The organism is Hamadaea sp. (genome assembly GCF_013362815.1).
In the GTDB taxonomy this organism is placed as follows: Bacteria; Actinomycetota; Actinomycetes; order Mycobacteriales; family Micromonosporaceae; genus Hamadaea.
This window is the reverse complement of sequence record NZ_JABFVK010000008.1, coordinates 1-17,063: the sequence shown is the minus strand read 5'-3', so window position 1 is coordinate 17,063 and position 17,063 is coordinate 1. Positions and strand designations below refer to the sequence as shown.

General features: G+C 69.4%; 10 protein-coding genes. 5 read left to right on the top strand and 5 right to left on the bottom strand.

Annotation, left to right across the window (positions count from 1 at the left end):
- Positions 1–7: 7 nt before the first annotated feature.
- Positions 8–1,012, bottom strand: coding sequence for a LacI family DNA-binding transcriptional regulator (locus tag HOV77_RS03340; RefSeq protein ID WP_290857376.1), 1,005 nt, complete (start codon positions 1,010–1,012; stop codon positions 8–10).
- Between the two features lie 202 nt (positions 1,013–1,214).
- Positions 1,215–4,622 carry a discoidin domain-containing protein gene (locus HOV77_RS03335; RefSeq protein WP_290857374.1) on the bottom strand — a complete coding sequence of 1,136 codons (3,408 nt, stop codon included), beginning with the start codon at positions 4,620–4,622 and terminating at the stop codon, positions 1,215–1,217.
- A gap of 130 nt (positions 4,623–4,752) precedes the next feature.
- Between HOV77_RS03335 and HOV77_RS03330 the strand changes: the two genes are divergently transcribed.
- The 4 genes from HOV77_RS03330 (at position 4,753) to HOV77_RS03315 (ending at position 11,386) form a co-directional block, all read left to right on the top strand.
- Positions 4,753–6,150, top strand: a complete 1,398-nt coding sequence (locus HOV77_RS03330; RefSeq protein ID WP_290857371.1) for a GH1 family beta-glucosidase — start codon at positions 4,753–4,755, stop codon at positions 6,148–6,150.
- A gap of 182 nt (positions 6,151–6,332) precedes the next feature.
- Positions 6,333–9,329, top strand: a complete 2,997-nt coding sequence (locus tag HOV77_RS03325) for a S8 family peptidase (RefSeq protein ID WP_290857368.1) — start codon at positions 6,333–6,335, stop codon at positions 9,327–9,329.
- Between the two features lie 400 nt (positions 9,330–9,729).
- On the top strand, positions 9,730–10,539 hold the full coding sequence (locus HOV77_RS03320; protein WP_290857366.1) for a hypothetical protein: 810 nt from the start codon (positions 9,730–9,732) through the stop codon (positions 10,537–10,539).
- Positions 10,540–10,654: 115 nt separating this feature from the next.
- The gene (locus HOV77_RS03315) at positions 10,655–11,386 is read left to right on the top strand and encodes a D-Ala-D-Ala carboxypeptidase family metallohydrolase (RefSeq protein ID WP_290857364.1); all 732 of its coding nucleotides are present in this window, start codon (positions 10,655–10,657) and stop codon (positions 11,384–11,386) included.
- A 54-nt stretch (positions 11,387–11,440) separates the two neighbouring features.
- On the opposite strand, the gene HOV77_RS03310 is transcribed toward HOV77_RS03315, so the two are convergent.
- The 3 genes from HOV77_RS03310 to HOV77_RS03300 form a co-directional block, all read right to left on the bottom strand.
- Positions 11,441–13,405 (bottom strand): amphi-Trp domain-containing protein, encoded by a 1,965-nt coding sequence (locus HOV77_RS03310; protein ID WP_290857362.1) that lies wholly within the window; start codon positions 13,403–13,405, stop codon positions 11,441–11,443.
- Between the two features lie 146 nt (positions 13,406–13,551).
- A complete protein-coding gene (locus HOV77_RS03305; protein ID WP_290857357.1) occupies positions 13,552–14,595 on the bottom strand; it encodes a ScyD/ScyE family protein in 1,044 nt (347 codons plus the stop codon).
- A gap of 100 nt (positions 14,596–14,695) precedes the next feature.
- Positions 14,696–15,661, bottom strand: a complete 966-nt coding sequence (locus HOV77_RS03300) for a penicillin-insensitive murein endopeptidase (RefSeq protein ID WP_290857352.1) — start codon at positions 15,659–15,661, stop codon at positions 14,696–14,698.
- A 194-nt stretch (positions 15,662–15,855) separates the two neighbouring features.
- Here HOV77_RS03300 and HOV77_RS03295 point away from each other — a divergent pair.
- A partial coding sequence (locus HOV77_RS03295; protein ID WP_290857351.1) for a SulP family inorganic anion transporter occupies positions 15,856–17,063 on the top strand: 1,208 nt, incomplete at its 3' end.

Genomic DNA, 17,063 nt, shown 5'->3' with positions numbered 1-17,063 from the left:
CAAGGGGTCAGGCGGACCGGCGCACCACGAGCGTGGGTTCGAAGACGACCGACGCCGTACGCGCGGCCGGGTGCTCCAGGTGGAACATGAGCATGCGGGCCATCTCGGCGGTCATGTCCTCCACCGGCTGGCGTACGGTCGTCAGCGGCGGACGGCAGGACACCGCGGCACTGCTGTCGTCGAAGCCGACGACGGCCACGTCCTCCGGTACGCGTTTGCCCGCCTCCCGCAGGACGTGCACGGCTCCCTGCGCCATCACGTCGCTGGCCGCGTACACCCCGTCGACTTGGGGATGCTTCTTGAGCAGACGCTGCATGGCCTGCTCGCCGCCCTCCTGGGTGAACCCGCCCTCTTCGGCCGGCACGTCGGCGATTCCGTGGTCCGCGAGCGCGGCGCGGAAGGCGGTCAGCCGGTCGTGCCCGGCCGGCATGTCGAGCGAACCGGCCACCGAAACGATGCGCTTGCAGCCCCGGGTCAGCAGGTGTTCGGCCGCGAGTTTGGCCGCCGCCGCCTGGTCGACGTCCACGTAGTCGATGGCGGTCGGGGTCGACGGCCGTCCGAATAGGACAGCGGGTGCCTTGGCCTCGGCGAGCTGTCGCGGCAGCGGGTCCTGCGGGTGCAGCGAGATGACCAGCGCGCCGTCGAGCTGCCCGCCCCGCAGGTCCGAGATCAGCTTTCGGCGCGCAGCCGCCGAGCCCACGAGCGTCAACGGCACGTGTACGCCGAGCGGTGCGAGCACGCTCATCGCCCCGCCCAGCACCCGCCCGAAGAAGGGGTCGCCCAGGAACCGGCTGTAGAACGGGTCGTCGGCCGCCCGGTTCTCCGCCTCGGACACCACCAGGGCCACGACGTCGGTACGCCGTGTCACCAGCGACCGGGCGGCCCGATTGGGCACGTAACCCGTGGCGGCCACCGCATCCCAGACGATCGAGTGCAGCGCCGGATCGACGTTGCGAGTGTTGTTGACGACGCGCGAGACGGTGGCCCGGGACACGCCCGCCACCTTCGCCACGTCCTCCAGCGTCGGGGCGCGCCTCCCCGCAGGCTCTCCCAAGACCATGCGGTCTTTATAGCACGAGCGGAGAGCGCTCTCCATCGCGCTCTCCGGCTACGGCGACGGGGCGGCGCGCGACGTGGGACGCGGGACGGGGCGGCCGCACGGCGGCGGAGTTGGTACGCGGGGCGCTCGGGCAGGAGCGCCCCGCGTACCGGCGTCACGGCTTGTAGACGCCGAACTCCCAAAGGGAATAGCCGTACGTGGTGGCCCGTTCGGTCCCGTTCACCCGGACGTAGCGGGCCGAGGCATTCAACGAGATCTCGTCGAATCCGCCGTCGCCACTGGTCGTCGAGTACACCGTCGTCCACGTGCTGCCGTCAGTCGACACCTGCACCTGGTACGCCTTGGCGTACGCCGATTCCCAGGCCAGCTCGACGTGATTGATCGCGGTGACCAAACCCAGGTCGACCTGGAACCACGCCGTCGCCACCCATTCCGAGGCCCACCGCGTGGTCCAGTTCCCGTCGACCGCGTAGGAGGGCAGTTGCGGCCCGTTCGTGCCGGTCGGCTGGTACGACGAGGCGGTCGCGGTCTTGCCGAGCGCCACGTTCGTCCCGGGGATCGTCGGCGGCACGACCTTGACCGAGCGCTGCTCGATCCCGACGTTGCCGTGGCCGTCGAAGGCGTACACGTAGATCTTCCAGACGCCGAGCGCCTCCGGCGCGGTGACGGTGAACTGGCCGTTGCCGGTCTGGGTGAAGCGGAGGTTGCTGAAACCGGTGCCGCCGGTGATGTGCTTGTCGCTCGCCATGAGGTTGTACCGGATGGCATCACCTTGCGGATCGCTCGCGGACACGTTCACGGTGAACGTGCCGCCCGCCGGGACGGCGGTCTGGTTCGACACCGTCATCGCGGTGATCTCCGGTGGGGTGTTCGCCGCCGTCGTCCCGGTGTAAGCCTTCTGCAAGGCGTAGAAGCCGAGCCGATGCCAGCCCCCGGGATAGGTGTTGAGCCACACGCCACCGAAGTCGTTCTCTAGTCCATAGTGGAACTCCGTCGCACCGAGCGCCACTCCCGGATGGGACTTCACGGCCGCCCAGCTGGCCGCGTACCCGTCTCGTTTCTGCAGGTCGGAGGGCTCAGTCGGGACGCCGTTGACATCGTTCAGAACCTCCCACTCCCCCGCCGGTCCGCCTTCGGTGATGATGTAAGGCTTCGTGTAACCACCGTCGATCCAGGCCTGCTTGACCCCGCCGATCGCACCATAGGAATTCACCGCGAGCAGATCCAGCGCCGGGGCGTACTGCTTGTAGTAAGGCCACGCTCCGGTCCAGGCATCGGTCGAGGTCACGGGGTGGTTCGGGTCCGCCGCATGGATCGCGACCGCGATCTCGTTCACGAACTGGGCGTACGCGACGCGCCGCGCTTCGACTTCGGCGGCGGGGAGGCCGTGATCCTGCATGGTCAGGATCACCTCGTTGCCGACGTCCCACAGCAGCACGCCCGGATTGTTCTTCAGGGCGTTCACCCTATTGACGATCTCCGCCTTCGTGTTCGCCTTGTAGGTCGCGTCGTTGACGTAGTCCGCGCCCTGGTTGAGCCAGTGCCCGACGACGACCTTCAGACCTTGGCGGGCGGCCGTGTTCAGCAGCGTCGGCGTGTTGGCGTCGTCGACTCCCCACGTACGCAGAGTGTTGACGCCGGCCGCCTTCAGATCCCGGACGTAGCCGTCGGCGGCACCCTGCGGCGGCCCGTAGGTCAGCCCGCGTACCTCCCACGGCGATCCGTTCACCTGCAGCTGCCAGTTGCCTTGCGTACCGACGACTTTGACGACGCTCGGTCCGGCCGGGATCGGCGGATCGGTCATGGCGGGAGCGGTCGAGCCGGTCTGCTTCTGCACGGTCACCGAGTCGACGACCATGACGCCGCCCGACGTCGTGTCCGGGGTCGGCACCGTACGCCCGGCGACCGCGCTCGGCCACGCGCCACCGATCGGCAGTTCGAGGCGGAGGTAGAAGCCATGGTGGACGGCGGCGTCCCAAGCGGCCACGCCGACCTGGCTCTCCTTGACCACCCAGGTCTGCACGCCGTCGAGGTAGAACCGGATCTCCTCGTCGGTCTTCGTCCGGTCGATGACCTGGGCGTACTCGTGCAGGCCGGTCTGGCAGCCGGCGCAGGTGGCCAGGCCGCTGCTGCGACCGGTGTACTCGCCGCAGACCCCGTCCGGTGCGGTGCCGCAATGCAGGGTCTGGGCCAGTTGGCTACGTCCGTTGACCCCGGCCATGATGTCGGTCTCCCCCACCCCTGGCCAGTTGGTGAAGTTCCCCCGGTACGCCGCCCCCGTCGCCCGGAAGGCCGGCCAGTAGCCGAGCGCGTTGGCGACGTTGGGCTGCTGGATCACGGCGGCGAAGCGGACGAGTTCGCCCGGGTTGGCCGCGAAGTCGGTCCGCTGCGTCTCGAGCCGACCCGAGGTCCAGTTGCCCGAGCCATCGCGGATCGCCTTGACGTTCAACTTCCCGCTGCCGTCGAGGTACACGTTCGCGGTCGTGGCGCTGGCGGTCTCGACTTCGCCGGTTCCCCAGTTCGCCGCGCCACCGGGGTACTGCGTACCGGTGCGGAGCAGCCAGTTCGCCGAACTCGGCGAGGAGTTGGCCGCGCCGGTGAAGTCGTCGCTCCACACGGTGGTCCAGTTCCCGCTGGGCGACGTGCTGGGCGTCGGGCTCGGACTGGTCGTGCCGCCGGAGCCGGTGAAGACCTGGAGTTCCCAGATCGAGTACCCGTAGCCGGTCGCCCGGGCAGTGCCGTAGACCCGCAGATAACGGCCCGATCCGGAGACGTCGAGCGTCTGGGTGCCACCGGTTCCAGTCGTCGTCGAGTAGATCGTCTGCCAGTTCGTGCTGCCGTCGGCCGACGTCTGGATCTGGTACGCCGACGCGTACGCCGCCTCCCACTGCACGACGACGCGGCAGATGGACTGCGTACTGCCGAGGTCGACCCGAAGCCATTGGGGATCGGCGAACAGACTCGACCAACGCGTACCGGTGTTGCCGTCGACGGCCGCCGTCGCCGGGTTGGCCGCGTTCTCCGCCGAGGAGGCGGTCGCGGGCTGGTTCAGCGCCCGGTTCGTCGCGGTGTCGCAAGTGGATGCGCCGAGCGTGCCGAAGACCTGAAACTCCCACAGCGATACGCCGTATCCGGTCGCGCGGGCGGTGGCGTAGACCCGGACGTAGCGGCCGGTCCCGCTGACGGTGAGCGTCTGAGTGCCGCCGGTGCTCGTGGTCGTGGAGTAGATCGTCTGCCAGTTGGTGCCGTCCGCCGACGTCTGGATCTGGTACGCCGACGCGTACGCCGCCTCCCACTGGAGGACGACCTGACTGATCGTGGCGCTCGAGCCGAGGTCGACCCGCAGCCATTGCGGATCGGCGAACACGCTCGACCAGCGAGTCCCGGAGTTGCCGTCGACGGCGGCTTCGGCGGGGGTGCCGGCTCCTTCCGAGGACGAGGCGAGGACCGGCTTGCCTTGGGAGAGCAGCGGATCGGCCGCATTGGCGGACAACGGGAGGACCGTGAGCGCAGCGGCTAGCGCTGCCGCCGCGATGGAGACGAGGGGTATGCGGAGGTTCATGGGCGGTCACCTGCCAAGGACGGGGGCAGTCGGGGTTTGGAGAGCGCTCTCCGTTCGTACGCTCATGTTTCGTCCTTGTCAAGGTTCGATGTCTTGACAAGCCACCGGATCAGGCGGAATCCTCTGCTCCATGAATGGAGAGCGCTCTCCGGCATCGGTGGCCGGACTCGCGAGTCAGTTCCCTCCCGGCTTCTGGTGGGGAGCGGCGACCGCGGCGTACCAGATCGAGGGAGCCGTCGCCGCCGACGGGCGTACGCCGTCCATCTGGGACACCTTCTGCGCCCGGCCCGGGATCGTCGCGAACGGGCACACCGGCGAACATGCCGCCGAGCACTACCACCGGTACGCCGACGACGTCGCGCTCATGGCCGAGATCGGGCTGACCGCGTACCGGTTCTCCGTTTCGTGGCCCCGAATCGTGGCCGACGGCGTCGGCCCGGCGACCGAGGCCGGGCTCTCCTTCTACGACCGGCTCGTCGACGCGCTCTGCGACCGCGGGATCATGCCCGTCGCGACCCTCTACCACTGGGACCTGCCGCAGGCATTGGAGGATCGCGGCGGCTGGCTCGAACGAGACACCGCGTACCGGTTCGCCGAGTACGCCGAGATCGTCGCGAACCGGCTCGGCGACCGCGTCGGGCTGTGGTGCACGCTCAACGAACCCTGGTGCTCGGCGTTCCTCGGCTACGGCTCGGGCGCGCACGCCCCCGGCCGGGCGGAGGGTGCGGCTGCCTTCGCCGCCGTCCATCACCTGCTGCTCGGTCACGGGCTGGCCACCCAGGCGATCCGGGCCGCCGCCCCCGAGTCCCGGGTCTCGATCGCGCTCAACCAGGGTGCCGTGCGCGCGGTGTCCGGCGATCCGGCCGACCTCGACGCGGCACGCCGCATCGACGGGTTGCTCAATCGCATCTTCACCGACCCGGTACTGCGGTGTGCGTACCCGTTGGATGTGCTGGACGACACTGCGGCCGTGACCGACTGGCGGTTCGTGCGGGACGACGACCTGAAGGTGATCGGTACGCCGATCGACCTGCTGGGCGTGAATTACTACCAGCCCGACCTCGTCGGAGGCGCCGCCGAACCGGTGAGCGGGCCGTGGCCGTTTCCGAGCGCGGAGCGGGTGGCGTTCCACAAGCCTGCCGGGCCGGTGACCGCGATGGACTGGACCGTCGATCCGACCGGGCTACGCGAGATGCTCGTACGCGTCACCCGCGAGTACGGGGTGCCGATCGTCGTGACCGAGAACGGCGCGGCCTATGACGACACCATTGTGGACGGACAAGTGCCGGACGCCGATCGGACTTCATATCTGCGATCGCACGTCGCCGCGGTGGCCGAGGCGTTCGCGTCCGGAGTGGACGTACGCGGCTACTTCGTCTGGTCGCTGCTGGACAACTTCGAGTGGACGCTGGGCTACGGCAAGCGGTTCGGCCTCGTCCACGTGGACTACGCCACTCAGCGGCGTGTGCTCAAAGACAGCGCCCGGTGGTACGCCGACCTGATCGCGCACCACCGGGCGAGCAGGTAACCCACCGTTCGACTGATCTATATGTCGCTGCCACGTCGCGAATGTGCGACATGTTGTGGCGTACGCGTCACGGGGGCGGCCGTTCGAGCAGGTCGCCATAGGTGATCACGGCGCTAGCGTCAACGAGCGGCGGCCCACCACATGGGATTGACAGGCCGCGACTCCTCAGGAGGTATACCCCCGTGAATCTCCAGCGCCAGGCGGCCCACCGGCTTGCCGTGGGCGCGCTCGCCGTAGTCACGATGGCCGGTCTGACGGCCGTCCTGAACGGCAGCGCCACCGCGGCTCCCGGCGACGCCACCGAGATCAGCACCTACATCGTCCAGACGGCCGGCCAGCCGATCGCCACGTACGCCGGTGAGCGGAGCGGCTTCAAGGCGACCAAGCCGGGCAAGGGCAAGAAGGTCGACGCCCACTCCGCCGAGGCGAAGGCGTACGCCCAGCGGTTGACGAGCGACCACGACGCGACCCTTCGCGCCGCCGGGATCAGCACGTCCCGCAAGGGGTACGACTACCAGACGGTCTTCAACGGCTTCACGGCCCAGCTGACCAAGGCCGAGGCCGCTCGCCTCACCAAGACCCCGGGCGTGACGGGGCTGTGGGCGAACGAGACCGTCCAGGTCGACACCGTCACCACGCCGAGCTTCCTCGGCCTCACCGGTGACGACGGCGTGTGGCAGAAGCAGTTCGGCGGAGTCGCCAACGCGGGCGAGGGCGTCATCGTCGGCGTCATCGACACCGGCATCTGGCCGGAGAACCCGGCGTTCGCGGCGCTGCCCGAACCCCGGCCCGACGCGGCGACGATCGCCTCGAAGTGGCACGGCACCTGCGACGCCGGCACCACGGGCGCTCCCGTGACCTGCAACAACAAGCTGATCGGCGCACGATTCTTCCGGGGCGCCGGGCAGAGTTCGATCCAGCCGGTCGAGTTCTGGTCCCCGCGCGACTACGACGGTCACGGCTCGCACACCGCGTCCACGTCGGCCGGCAACAACAACGTGTCGGCCAGCATCAACGGCGCGGCAGTCGGCTCGATCAGCGGCATGGCCCCGGCGGCTCGCGTCGCGGCCTACAAGGCGCTGTGGGAGAACCCGCCCGGCTCCGCCTCCGAGGCGAGCGGCGCCGTCTCCGACCTCGTCGCGGCGATCAACGCGGCCGTGACCGACGGGGTCGACGTCATCAACTTCTCGATCTCGGGCTCGACGACGGCGCTCTTCTACCCGACCGAGGTCGCGTTCTTCAACGCGGCTGCGGCCGGTGTCTTCGTCGCCGCCTCGGCGGGCAACAACGGCCCGGGTGCGAGCACCGTCGCGCACATCGCGCCGTGGGTCGCCACCGTCGCCGCCAGCACCCACCCGCGCGGCAACCAGAAGACAGTCGTCCTCGGCAACGGCGCCCGCTACACCGGCGTCGGCGTCGTGCCCGGCGCGGTCCCGACGTCGCCGCTGGTCGACTCGGCTGCCATCCCGGCCGCCGGGCGGACCGTTGCCGACGCCACGCTCTGCATGCCCGGATCGATCGACCCGGCCCAGGCGGCCGGAAAGATCGTCCTCTGCACCCGGGGCTCCAACGCCCGGGTCGAGAAGAGCCAGGTGGTCAAGGCCGCCGGCGGTGTCGGCATGGTGCTGGCCAACCCGGCGGGAACCACCGGACTGGTCGGCGACTTCCACTCCGTTCCGACCGTGCACCTCGAAGCCGCCTCGGGCGGTGACGCCGTCAAGGCGTACGCCGCGACGCCGGGCGCGACCGCCTCGCTCACCGAGACCGACCCCACTCCGGTCGAGGCGCCGATGATGGCGGGCTTCTCCTCCGCCGGACCGTCCCTCGCGGGCGGCGGTGACCTGCTCAAGCCGGACATCACCGCACCCGGCGTCGACGTCATCGCGGCGATCTCGCCGGCCAAGGACGGCAACAACTTCAACGCCGAATCCGGCACCTCGATGTCGAGCCCGCACATCGCCGGTCTGGCCGCGCTCCTCAAGAGCGCGCACCCCGACTGGGACCCGATGACGATCAAGTCGGCGCTCATGACCACCGCCGGGCAGACGACCAACTTCGGCAACCCGATCAAGGCGTCCGACGGCACCGTCGCCAACCCGCTGAACTACGGCTCCGGGCACGTTCAGCCCGGTGCGGCGTTCAACCCAGGCCTGGTCTACGAGTCGGGCCCGGTGGACTGGCTGGCGTACGCGTGCGCCATCGGCCAGGCGGCCAGCGTCGGCGTGGACTGCAGCACCCTGCCGGTGATCGACGCCAGCGACATGAACTACCCGTCGATCTCGGTCGGCGACCTCGTCGGCTCGCAGACGATCACGCGTACGGTCACCAACATCACCGACCGCGACTCGAAGTACACGCCGACCGTCGTCGCCCCGGCCGGATTCACCGTCTCGGTGAGCCCGTCGGTGCTGAAGGTCGACGCCGGGCAGTCGGCCACCTACAAGGTGACGCTGACCCGGACCTCGGCCGCGCTGGGCGCCTGGGCGTTCGGCTCGATCAGCTGGTACGACAAGGCCACGGGCCACCGCGACCACACGGTCCGCAGCCCCATCGCGGTCCGGCCGGTGGCGTTCGCGTCGCCGACCGAGGTCACCGGCACCGGCTCCGCGGCGATCTCGGTGAAGGCCGGTTACACCGGTACGCTGACCGCGTCGCTGGCCGGTCTCGCTCCGGCGACGGTCACGAACTACCCGCTGACCACGAGCGGTCCCGCGTTCGTCTCCACCGCGCCGGCCGCGTCCTCGCGTACGGCGAAGGTGACGGTCACGGTGCCCGACGGTTCCATCGGCCGGTTCGGCACGTACGCAGCGGACTACTCCGCAACAACGGACATCGACGTCTACGCGTACAACGCCGGGACGAACAAGGTCGCCGGACAGGCCGCCGATGGTGACTCCGAAGAGCTCATCACGCTCGGGCCGGGCACCTACGACGTCTACTACGACCTGTTCGCCGGTGACACGCTCACCACGATCAAGGGTCACGTCTTCCTGCTCGGCACGACCGCGACGGGCAACGCCACGGTCAGCCCGGCCAGCACCGCGGTGACCACCGGGCAGTCGCTCTCGGTGACCGTCACCGGCAGCGGCCTCACTTCCGGCCTGCGGTACCTGGGCCGGGTCACCCTCACCGACGGCACGTCCACGCTCGCGCGGCCGTTCGTCACCATCACCGGCTAACTCCTCAACCCCACCGGAGCGGCCCGCGAGGTTCTCTCGCGGGCCGCTCTTTTCCACTTGTACGCCGAAAGCCGCGGTCGTCATGATCGTCGGCATCCGACATTCTTGGCGCGGGCAAGCCCCATGATCGTCGGCTTCCGACAATCGTGGGCGTTTCCGTGCACTGATCGTCGGCATCCGACGATCTTCGCCAGCGGCCGCGGGGACCGCCCTCCACTTCAGTGCTCCGTCGTTGTCGCAGGCGCTCCACCCATGAGTCGGACAGCTGCCGCCGGAAACGTCACGTGGCGACGACCGGCCGTCAGCCCGCCGCCGCCGAGTCGAGCCGCGAACCGCCGGAATCGGCGACTCCCCGCGTACGCCGCCGGCCCTAGCATCGGCGCATGCAGATGGGCTGGGCATGATCGCGCCCGCCGGCTCACCCTGGCGATTCAACGCGCCGCCGGGCTGGCCGGTGCCGCCGTCCGGCTGGACGCCGCCGCCCGGGTGGAAGCCGGACCCCTCGTGGCCGTCCGCGCCTGCCGGCTGGACGTTCTGGATCCCGGCGCAGCGTGCCCCGCAGAGCACAGCGCAACGGGCTCAGCGAGCCGCGTCGAGAATCACGCCGTCGCCGGTCACCTACACCCCGTCGACGTACGCCTCACCGAAGCGATCCGGCATCAGCACGGCCGTCAAGATCCTCGCCGGGTTCATCTCGCTGGTCGCCGCGCTGGCTTCGATCTGGTTCGGCTACCAGGCGCTGCCGGAGAAGTACACCGCCGAACAGTGGCGGCAGAAGGCATTGGCCACCTGCGAACGCGACTTCGCCGACGTACGGTTCTCCGTCAACGGCGTACTGCTCAAAGTGGCGGCTGCGATGACGACCCTGCCACCGCCCGGTCAGGTGGACCAGGGCATGACCGAGGCGGGCAACGCTCTCGGCGATCTCGCGAAGGCATTGCGGCGGTTCAGCGCCGACCTCCGGGAGATCAAGGTACCCGACGACCTGCCCCGGGACGACCTCACCGCGTACCTGACCGTGACCGGCCAATTGACCGGCGGCATCGAGCAGATGGCGGATCTGCTGGTCCAGTATCAGATCGGCCGGGCAACCCCCGAGATGATCCAGCAGACCATGACCACGATGGACACGATGTCGCAGACGACGATCCCGGAGTGGGGCAAGGCCGCTCAGCGACTCGGTTTGGACACCTGCGTCCCAACCTCTTGACCAACGGTCGGCAATAATCTTCAATGTGTCTCTGTCAGATGAAATCTGGCACCGTCCATCCAGGACGGCATCGCGCAACTCCCGCCCGCAACCCCCACGGAAACAGGAGTCAACGATGCTCAGACACGCCCTGAAACTGCTCACCACACTCGCCCTGGCCGCCGGGTTCTCCGTCACGGCCCTCGTGTTCACCGGCGCGCCCGCGCACGCCGACGGCTGCTACACCTGGGGCCGCACGCTTTCCCAGGGAATGTCCGGTGAGGACGTACGCCAGCTCCAGATCCGAGTCTCCGGTTACCCCGGTTATGGCGCGGTGCTGGGGCTCGACGGCGCGTACGGGCCGGCCACCGCAGCCGCTGTCACCCGCTTCCAGCAGGCCTACGGTCTGTCCGCGGACGGCATCGCCGGCCCGCAGACGTTCAATCAGATCTATGCCCTGCAGGACGACGACTGCACGCCGATCCACTTCTCCTACGCCGAGCTCAACAAGTGCAACTCGGACTGGTCCGGCGGCGCGGTCTCGGCCAGCACCGCGAAGTTCAACGCGCGCGTCACCATGTGGAAGCTCGAAGCGCTCCGCAAGGATCTCGGCACCGCCCTGTACATCAGCAGCGGATTCCGCAGCTACGCCTGCAACAGCGCGGTCGGCGGCTCGTCCACCAGCCGCCACCTCTACGGCGACGCGGCGGACCTGACCGGCGCGCCGTCCTTCTGCACCATGGCTCTGCGCGCCCGCTACCACGGGTTCTCGGAGATCCTCGGCCCCGGCTACCCGGACCACAACGACCACACGCACGTCGCCAACCGCGCGAGCCAGTACTGGTCCGCGCCTAACTGCGGCATCTGATCGCGCGGGTCATGCTAGGAGCGGCGGCATCAGGCCGCCGCTCCTTCATTTCAACTAGTACGCCTGACGCCACGGCCCGCCCGGCTGTGGCTGCGCGGGGTTCACCGGTTCATCGGCAGCCGCCTCGGGCTCGGCCGACGCGTCCGACTCTTCCGCGGGCGGCTGAGCGGGCTGCGGAACGACCGGAGCGCCGTACACCCCGCCGACCGGAACCGGACCGCCTCCGTGGACCGGCGGCTGCTGACCGCCACCGTACACAGTGGACGTCGGCCGGTACGCCGCCGGAGCACCTCCGGCGGGGAAGCTCGGTGCGGCCGGCTGTACGCCCGGCACCGAAGCGGTCGCGACGAACACTGCGGGAGCAGCCTTCTCAGCCGCGACGACGGCGTCGCCGTCCCCCTCGGCGGCCGTCTCCGCCGCCACCTCCGCGGCCTCTCCAGCGGCCGCGGTGCCGCCAAAATGTGCAGCCTCACCGTCCGTCGAATCCTCGTCGCCGTCGGCGGTCACAGCCGCTTCACCGCTGTCGGCCGCGTCCGCCGTGTCGGCGACTTCGGCCCCGTCAGCCTCGGCGACCACCTCGGCAGGCGCACCCGCAGCCTCATCCGACTCGCCGCCCGCGTCCTCGCCGTCACCCTCAGCGTCGTCACCCCCGGCGTCGTCGGCCTCCGCGGCAACCTCGCCGACGTCGCCATCGCCTTCCGCGTCAACGGCCTCCGCAACGACCTCGGCGGGTTCGCCCTCAGCCTCATCCGACTCGTCGCCCGCGTCGTATGCCTCCGCCTCCACGGCTTCGACATCGTCGCCATCGCCTTCCGCGTCAGCGTCAGCGTCAGCGTCAGCGTCAGCGGCCTCCGCAACGATCTCACCGGAGTCGCCCTCAGCCGCTTCGCCTTCAGCAGACTCATCAGCGCCGTCAGTGTCCTCGGACGCGACCTCAGCCTCCGCGTCCACGGCTTCGACATCGTCGCCATCGCCTTCCGCGTCAGCGTCAGCGTCAGCGTCATCGGCCTCCGCAACGATCTCACCGGAGTCGCCCTCAGCCTCTTCGTCCTCGGAAGCGGCGACAACCGCGGCCACCTCAGCCGAACCGTCGGCATCCTCAGCCCCAGAGTCAACCGCGTCGACCTCGTCGCCATCGCTGTCAGCGTCATCGGCCTCCGCGACTACCGCGCCGGAGTCGCCCTCAGCCGCTTCGCCTTCAGCAGCCTCGTAAACGCCGTCAGTGTCATCGGTCGCGACCTCGGCCTGCACGCCGACGGCCTCGACCTCGTCGCCATCGCCTTCCGCGTCAGCCTCGTCGGCCTCCGCGACCACCTCGCCGGACTCGCCCTCAGCCTCTTCGTCCTCGGCAACGGCGACAACCTCGGCTACCTCAGCCGCGCCGTCGGCATCCTCAGCCCCAGCGTCAACCGCCTCGGCGACCGGCTCGACAGGCTCGTCGTCGCCTTCCGCGTCAGCCTCGTCGGCCTCGGCGTCGACCTCGGCGGCGTAGCCCCCGGCTTCTTCGTCTTCGGCGGCCTCGTCGGAGCCGCCGTCATCGGCCGCTGCGACCAGTTCGGCGGCCTCGCCGCCCTCCTCGTCGCTCGCTTCGGCCTCGTCGGCCTCGTCGGCTGCGGCCTCGGCGTACACCGACTCGTCGTCGGCTTCGGCTTCATCTGATACGGAGTCTTCTTCGCCCGTGGCCTCGGCAGCGTCCACAAGCGACTCAGCGACGACGACTGCGGCAACTGGAGCGACTTCTTCCGAGACCGTGGACTCGGCGGTCTCAGCAGAATCGTTGTCCTCAGCGGATTCGGCGGCCTCTACGACGGCCGACTGCCAGGTTACCTCGATCTCGATGGAGGTCTCCGAGCCTTCGCTCTCGATCTCAAGTTCACAATGGACATTGTCGGCCACGGACACGGTGCCGCCGGCGCCGAAGAACACCTTGCCGCCCGAGTCCAATTGGTCGGCGATAGCCCGCAACCAGGCCGCCAGATCATGCCGCGAGATGACGCGCGAGTCCTCGAAGATCTCCATGGCGAGCATGTTTGCACAACCGTGCACGTACCGCGTCCACCCAGCGGAGGAACAAACGGGCGCGATCATGAACTTGGGTACACCGACACGCCGTCGAGAGCCCCCAAAAGTTCATGATCGCGCCCAAGGGATGGGGCGCGCGACCGCTAGAGCGGTACGCGTACGATCTGGCCGCCGCCGGCGCACACACCGCAGTTGCTGATGTAGGCGTACCCGTCGTGCAATGCGAAGCCGCCCGGGAGAATGAGGCCGCCGACGACCGTGACCGGCGACTGGCCGGGGCGGATCTTGAGCAGACGGCCGGACGGTGCCGGGTTGAGCAGGCCCTCGTGGGCGATCTCGAGCGCGTAGATGGTGCCGTTCGACGTGACCGCGACGTCGATCAGATTGGTCAGCCCGGTGGCGACGATCTGCGGCTGGTGACCGGGCACGACCTTGTAGATGCGCGCCGCGCCCTTGGGGAACGGGAAGCCGGTGAGCTGCCCGACGTAGTACGCGCCCTGGTAGTAAGCGACGCCGGTCGGCACCGCCTGGAAGCCGTCACGGTCGGGGAAGACCGCAAGGGTCTTGATTGCGCCATTGGCCGAGACGCCGAGCAGGCTGTTGCCGCCCGCGTCGGAGACGGCCAGCCCGCCCGGGCCGGGGACGACGCTCTCCGGATTCGAGTCGACCTCGCCGCCGTCCGGGTTGTGCGCCGCCTCGTACGCCGAGACATCCGCGACCCGCTTGAACGTCGGCGCGGGAGTGACCGGCCCGGGGACGAACGTGTTGAGCGTGCCGAGCTTCTTGCCCGCAGGCGGCAGCTGGCCACGCAGGGCCGGGTTCGCGCCGAGGCCGATGGTGAGGAAGCCGATGCCGAGGAAGCTGACGTCGGACGGGCCGATCGCACCGGAGCCGTCGGGGTCGGCCACCGAAGGCAGACCGGTGATGACGCGGGTCAGCGCGCCGTTCTTGACGCGAGCCAGGGCACCGCTGGTGCCGAAGCAGGCTTCGCCGCCCTCGGGGCCGGGGAAACAAGGCCCGGCTCCACCCTTGCCCGCTTCGGCGACGTAGAGTGCGCCGTCCGGGCCGAACGCGAGTCCGCGGGGATTGTTCAAGCCTTGGACGACGACGGTGGTCGGCGCCGCCAGGGCGGGTGTCGGGGCGAACGCGGCCGCCAGGGCGACCGCGCTCGCGATCAGTACGCGCACGAAGATCCTCCGGTTTGTCAGGCCCGCCGGGCCGCGGGCTCTCCCCGGGATCAAATCGCACCAAAAAGGACCAGTCGCGTCACCACGCCGGAGCAGGTCGTCAGCAGTCGTACAGCGAGTTCGGGTGGATCTTCTCGCAGTAGCGAATGTGAATGTGGTTGTCGTGACCCTCGTACGCCGAGGTCAGACCTTCGCTGATGAGAGTCGGGTCGTTGAACCAGATCGCCGCGATGTGCCCGGGCGCGGCCGCCCGGATCATCTGCACGAGCTGTCTGGTGGCCGCCCGGTCATAGGTGGACGACTCCCACGTGATGCGCCCGGCCGTGCACTGGGCGTCGTCGGTGCGGATCGGCCAGACGTCGACATCCAGCCCGACCTCGTGACTGGCGTGCCCGGGGATGTCGCCACCGTGCTCGAAACTCGCGTCGCCGAGGGGCACCTTGCCCTGCGCGGTCGCGGCGAAGTCGGCAGTCGCCTTCTCCACCTGGCCGATGGCGGCGGCGGTGGCCCAGTTCGCCGTGCCGTTGCCGTCCGGGTCCTGGTCGCACATGTTCGTGAAGACGGGATAGTCGTAGTGCCAGACCAGGTTCTTCCAGGTGATCGGCCCGGCGATCCCGTCGACGCCGATCCCGGCGTGGGACTGGAAGGCGCGTACGGCGGAGTCGGTGGCGGCGTCGAACGACCCGCTGACCGTCAACGAGAGATTGCGTTTGGCGTTCAGCTCGACCTGAAGCGCCTTCACGGCGTTGTTGTCGGCGCCCAGGCCGACCTGCACGACCAATGCGCCCCACGTGGCCGGGCCGACGATGCCGTCGACACCGAGACCCTTGGCCGTCTGGAACGCCTTGACCTTCGTGACGGTCGAGGAATCGAAGACACCGGTCAGTACGGTCGCCTGCCCGTGGTACGCCAGCAGGTGCTGGATCGCCAGCACGTCCGCGCCACGGTTGCCGCTGCTCTGCGTCGGGAAGAACGCGTTGGCGTACGCCTGTGCCGGTGCGGCGGTCAGCAGGCTCGCGGGGACTGCGGCAAGCAACGCCGCGATGAGGAGAAGGAAGCGTCTCATGGGAGGGATTTTCATCTTCGCTGCCCAATATGTAAATGCATAACATTGACGAACTTCCCCGGGGAGCTCGGCGGATCGGGCGCGTCGTCACGGATGACGTCCTCTTCCGCGCGCGCAAGGCCGCGTTATCCGGGGATATCGCGCAACCGCCCCGGGATAATGCGCAAAACGTGCATAACTACACGGGGGTGGAGATGTCCTTACGAAGAGACCTGCTGGCGGGCGACCTGCCGGCGTCGATGACGGTGGCACTGTTGGCGGTGCCGTTGTCGCTCGGCATCGCGGCGGCGTCCGGTGCGCCGCCGATCGCCGGGCTCGTCGCGGCAGTCGTCGGCGGCATCGTGGCGGGTGGCTTGAGCGGCGCGCCTTTGCAAGTCAGCGGCCCGGCTGCCGGGTTGACCGTGATCGTGCTCGGATTAGTGGCCGACTACGGCTGGGCCACCATGTGCGCGATCACGTTGTCGGCCGGGCTGGTGCAGGTGGCGGCCGGGTTCACCCGGCGCGGCCGGTTGGCGCTGAACCTTCCGCCGGCGGTCGTTCACGGCATGCTCGCCGGGATCGGCGTCGTCATCGTGCTCTCGCAGTTGTGCGTGGTGCTGGGCGTACCGGGGAAGGAGACGCCGCTGCAGAATCTCGTGCACTTGCCGATGGCGCTGAGCCTCGACCGGATCGAGTCCATCGCGGTCGGGGCGATCACCATCGGCGTACTGCTGGGCTGGCCGCGCTTGCCGTATGTGCGGCGGATCCCGGCTGCGCTCGCCGCGGTCACCACCGCGGCCGCTGCCGTCGCGGTGTTCGGCTGGCCGGTGCCGCGGCTGAACCTGCCCAGCGATCCGTTCGCCGCACTGACCCGGCCGGTGCTGCCGACCGGGGACTGGGGTGGCATCGCGCTGGCCGTGCTCACCGTGGCTCTCATCGCCAGCGTCGAGACGTTGCTGTCGGCGGTCGCGGTGGACAAGCTGCACAGCGGACGGCATGCCGACCTGGATCGGGAGCTACTCGCCCAGGGTGCGGCGAACACAGTCAGCGGATTGGCGGGCGGGCTGCCGATCACCGGAGTCATCGTGCGCTCGTCGGCGAACGTCGCCGCAGGCGCGCGTACGCGGTTGTCGGCGATCCTCCATGGAGTATGGGTCGCCGCGTTGACCCTCGCCGGGGCCGGCCTGCTGGAGATGGTCCCGCTCGCCGCGCTGTCGGCCCTTCTCGTGGTGGTCGGCGCGCGCCTGGTGAACCCCGGGCACCTGCGCGAACTGCGCCACCACCGGGAGATCCTGCCGTACCTGGTGACGGCGATCGGCGTCGTCGCCGTCAACCTCGTCGCCGGGGTCGCGCTCGGTGTCGCAACCGCGGCCGCACTCGGCCTCTGGCGGCTCAGCCACAGCCAGATCAGCCTCGACGGCGA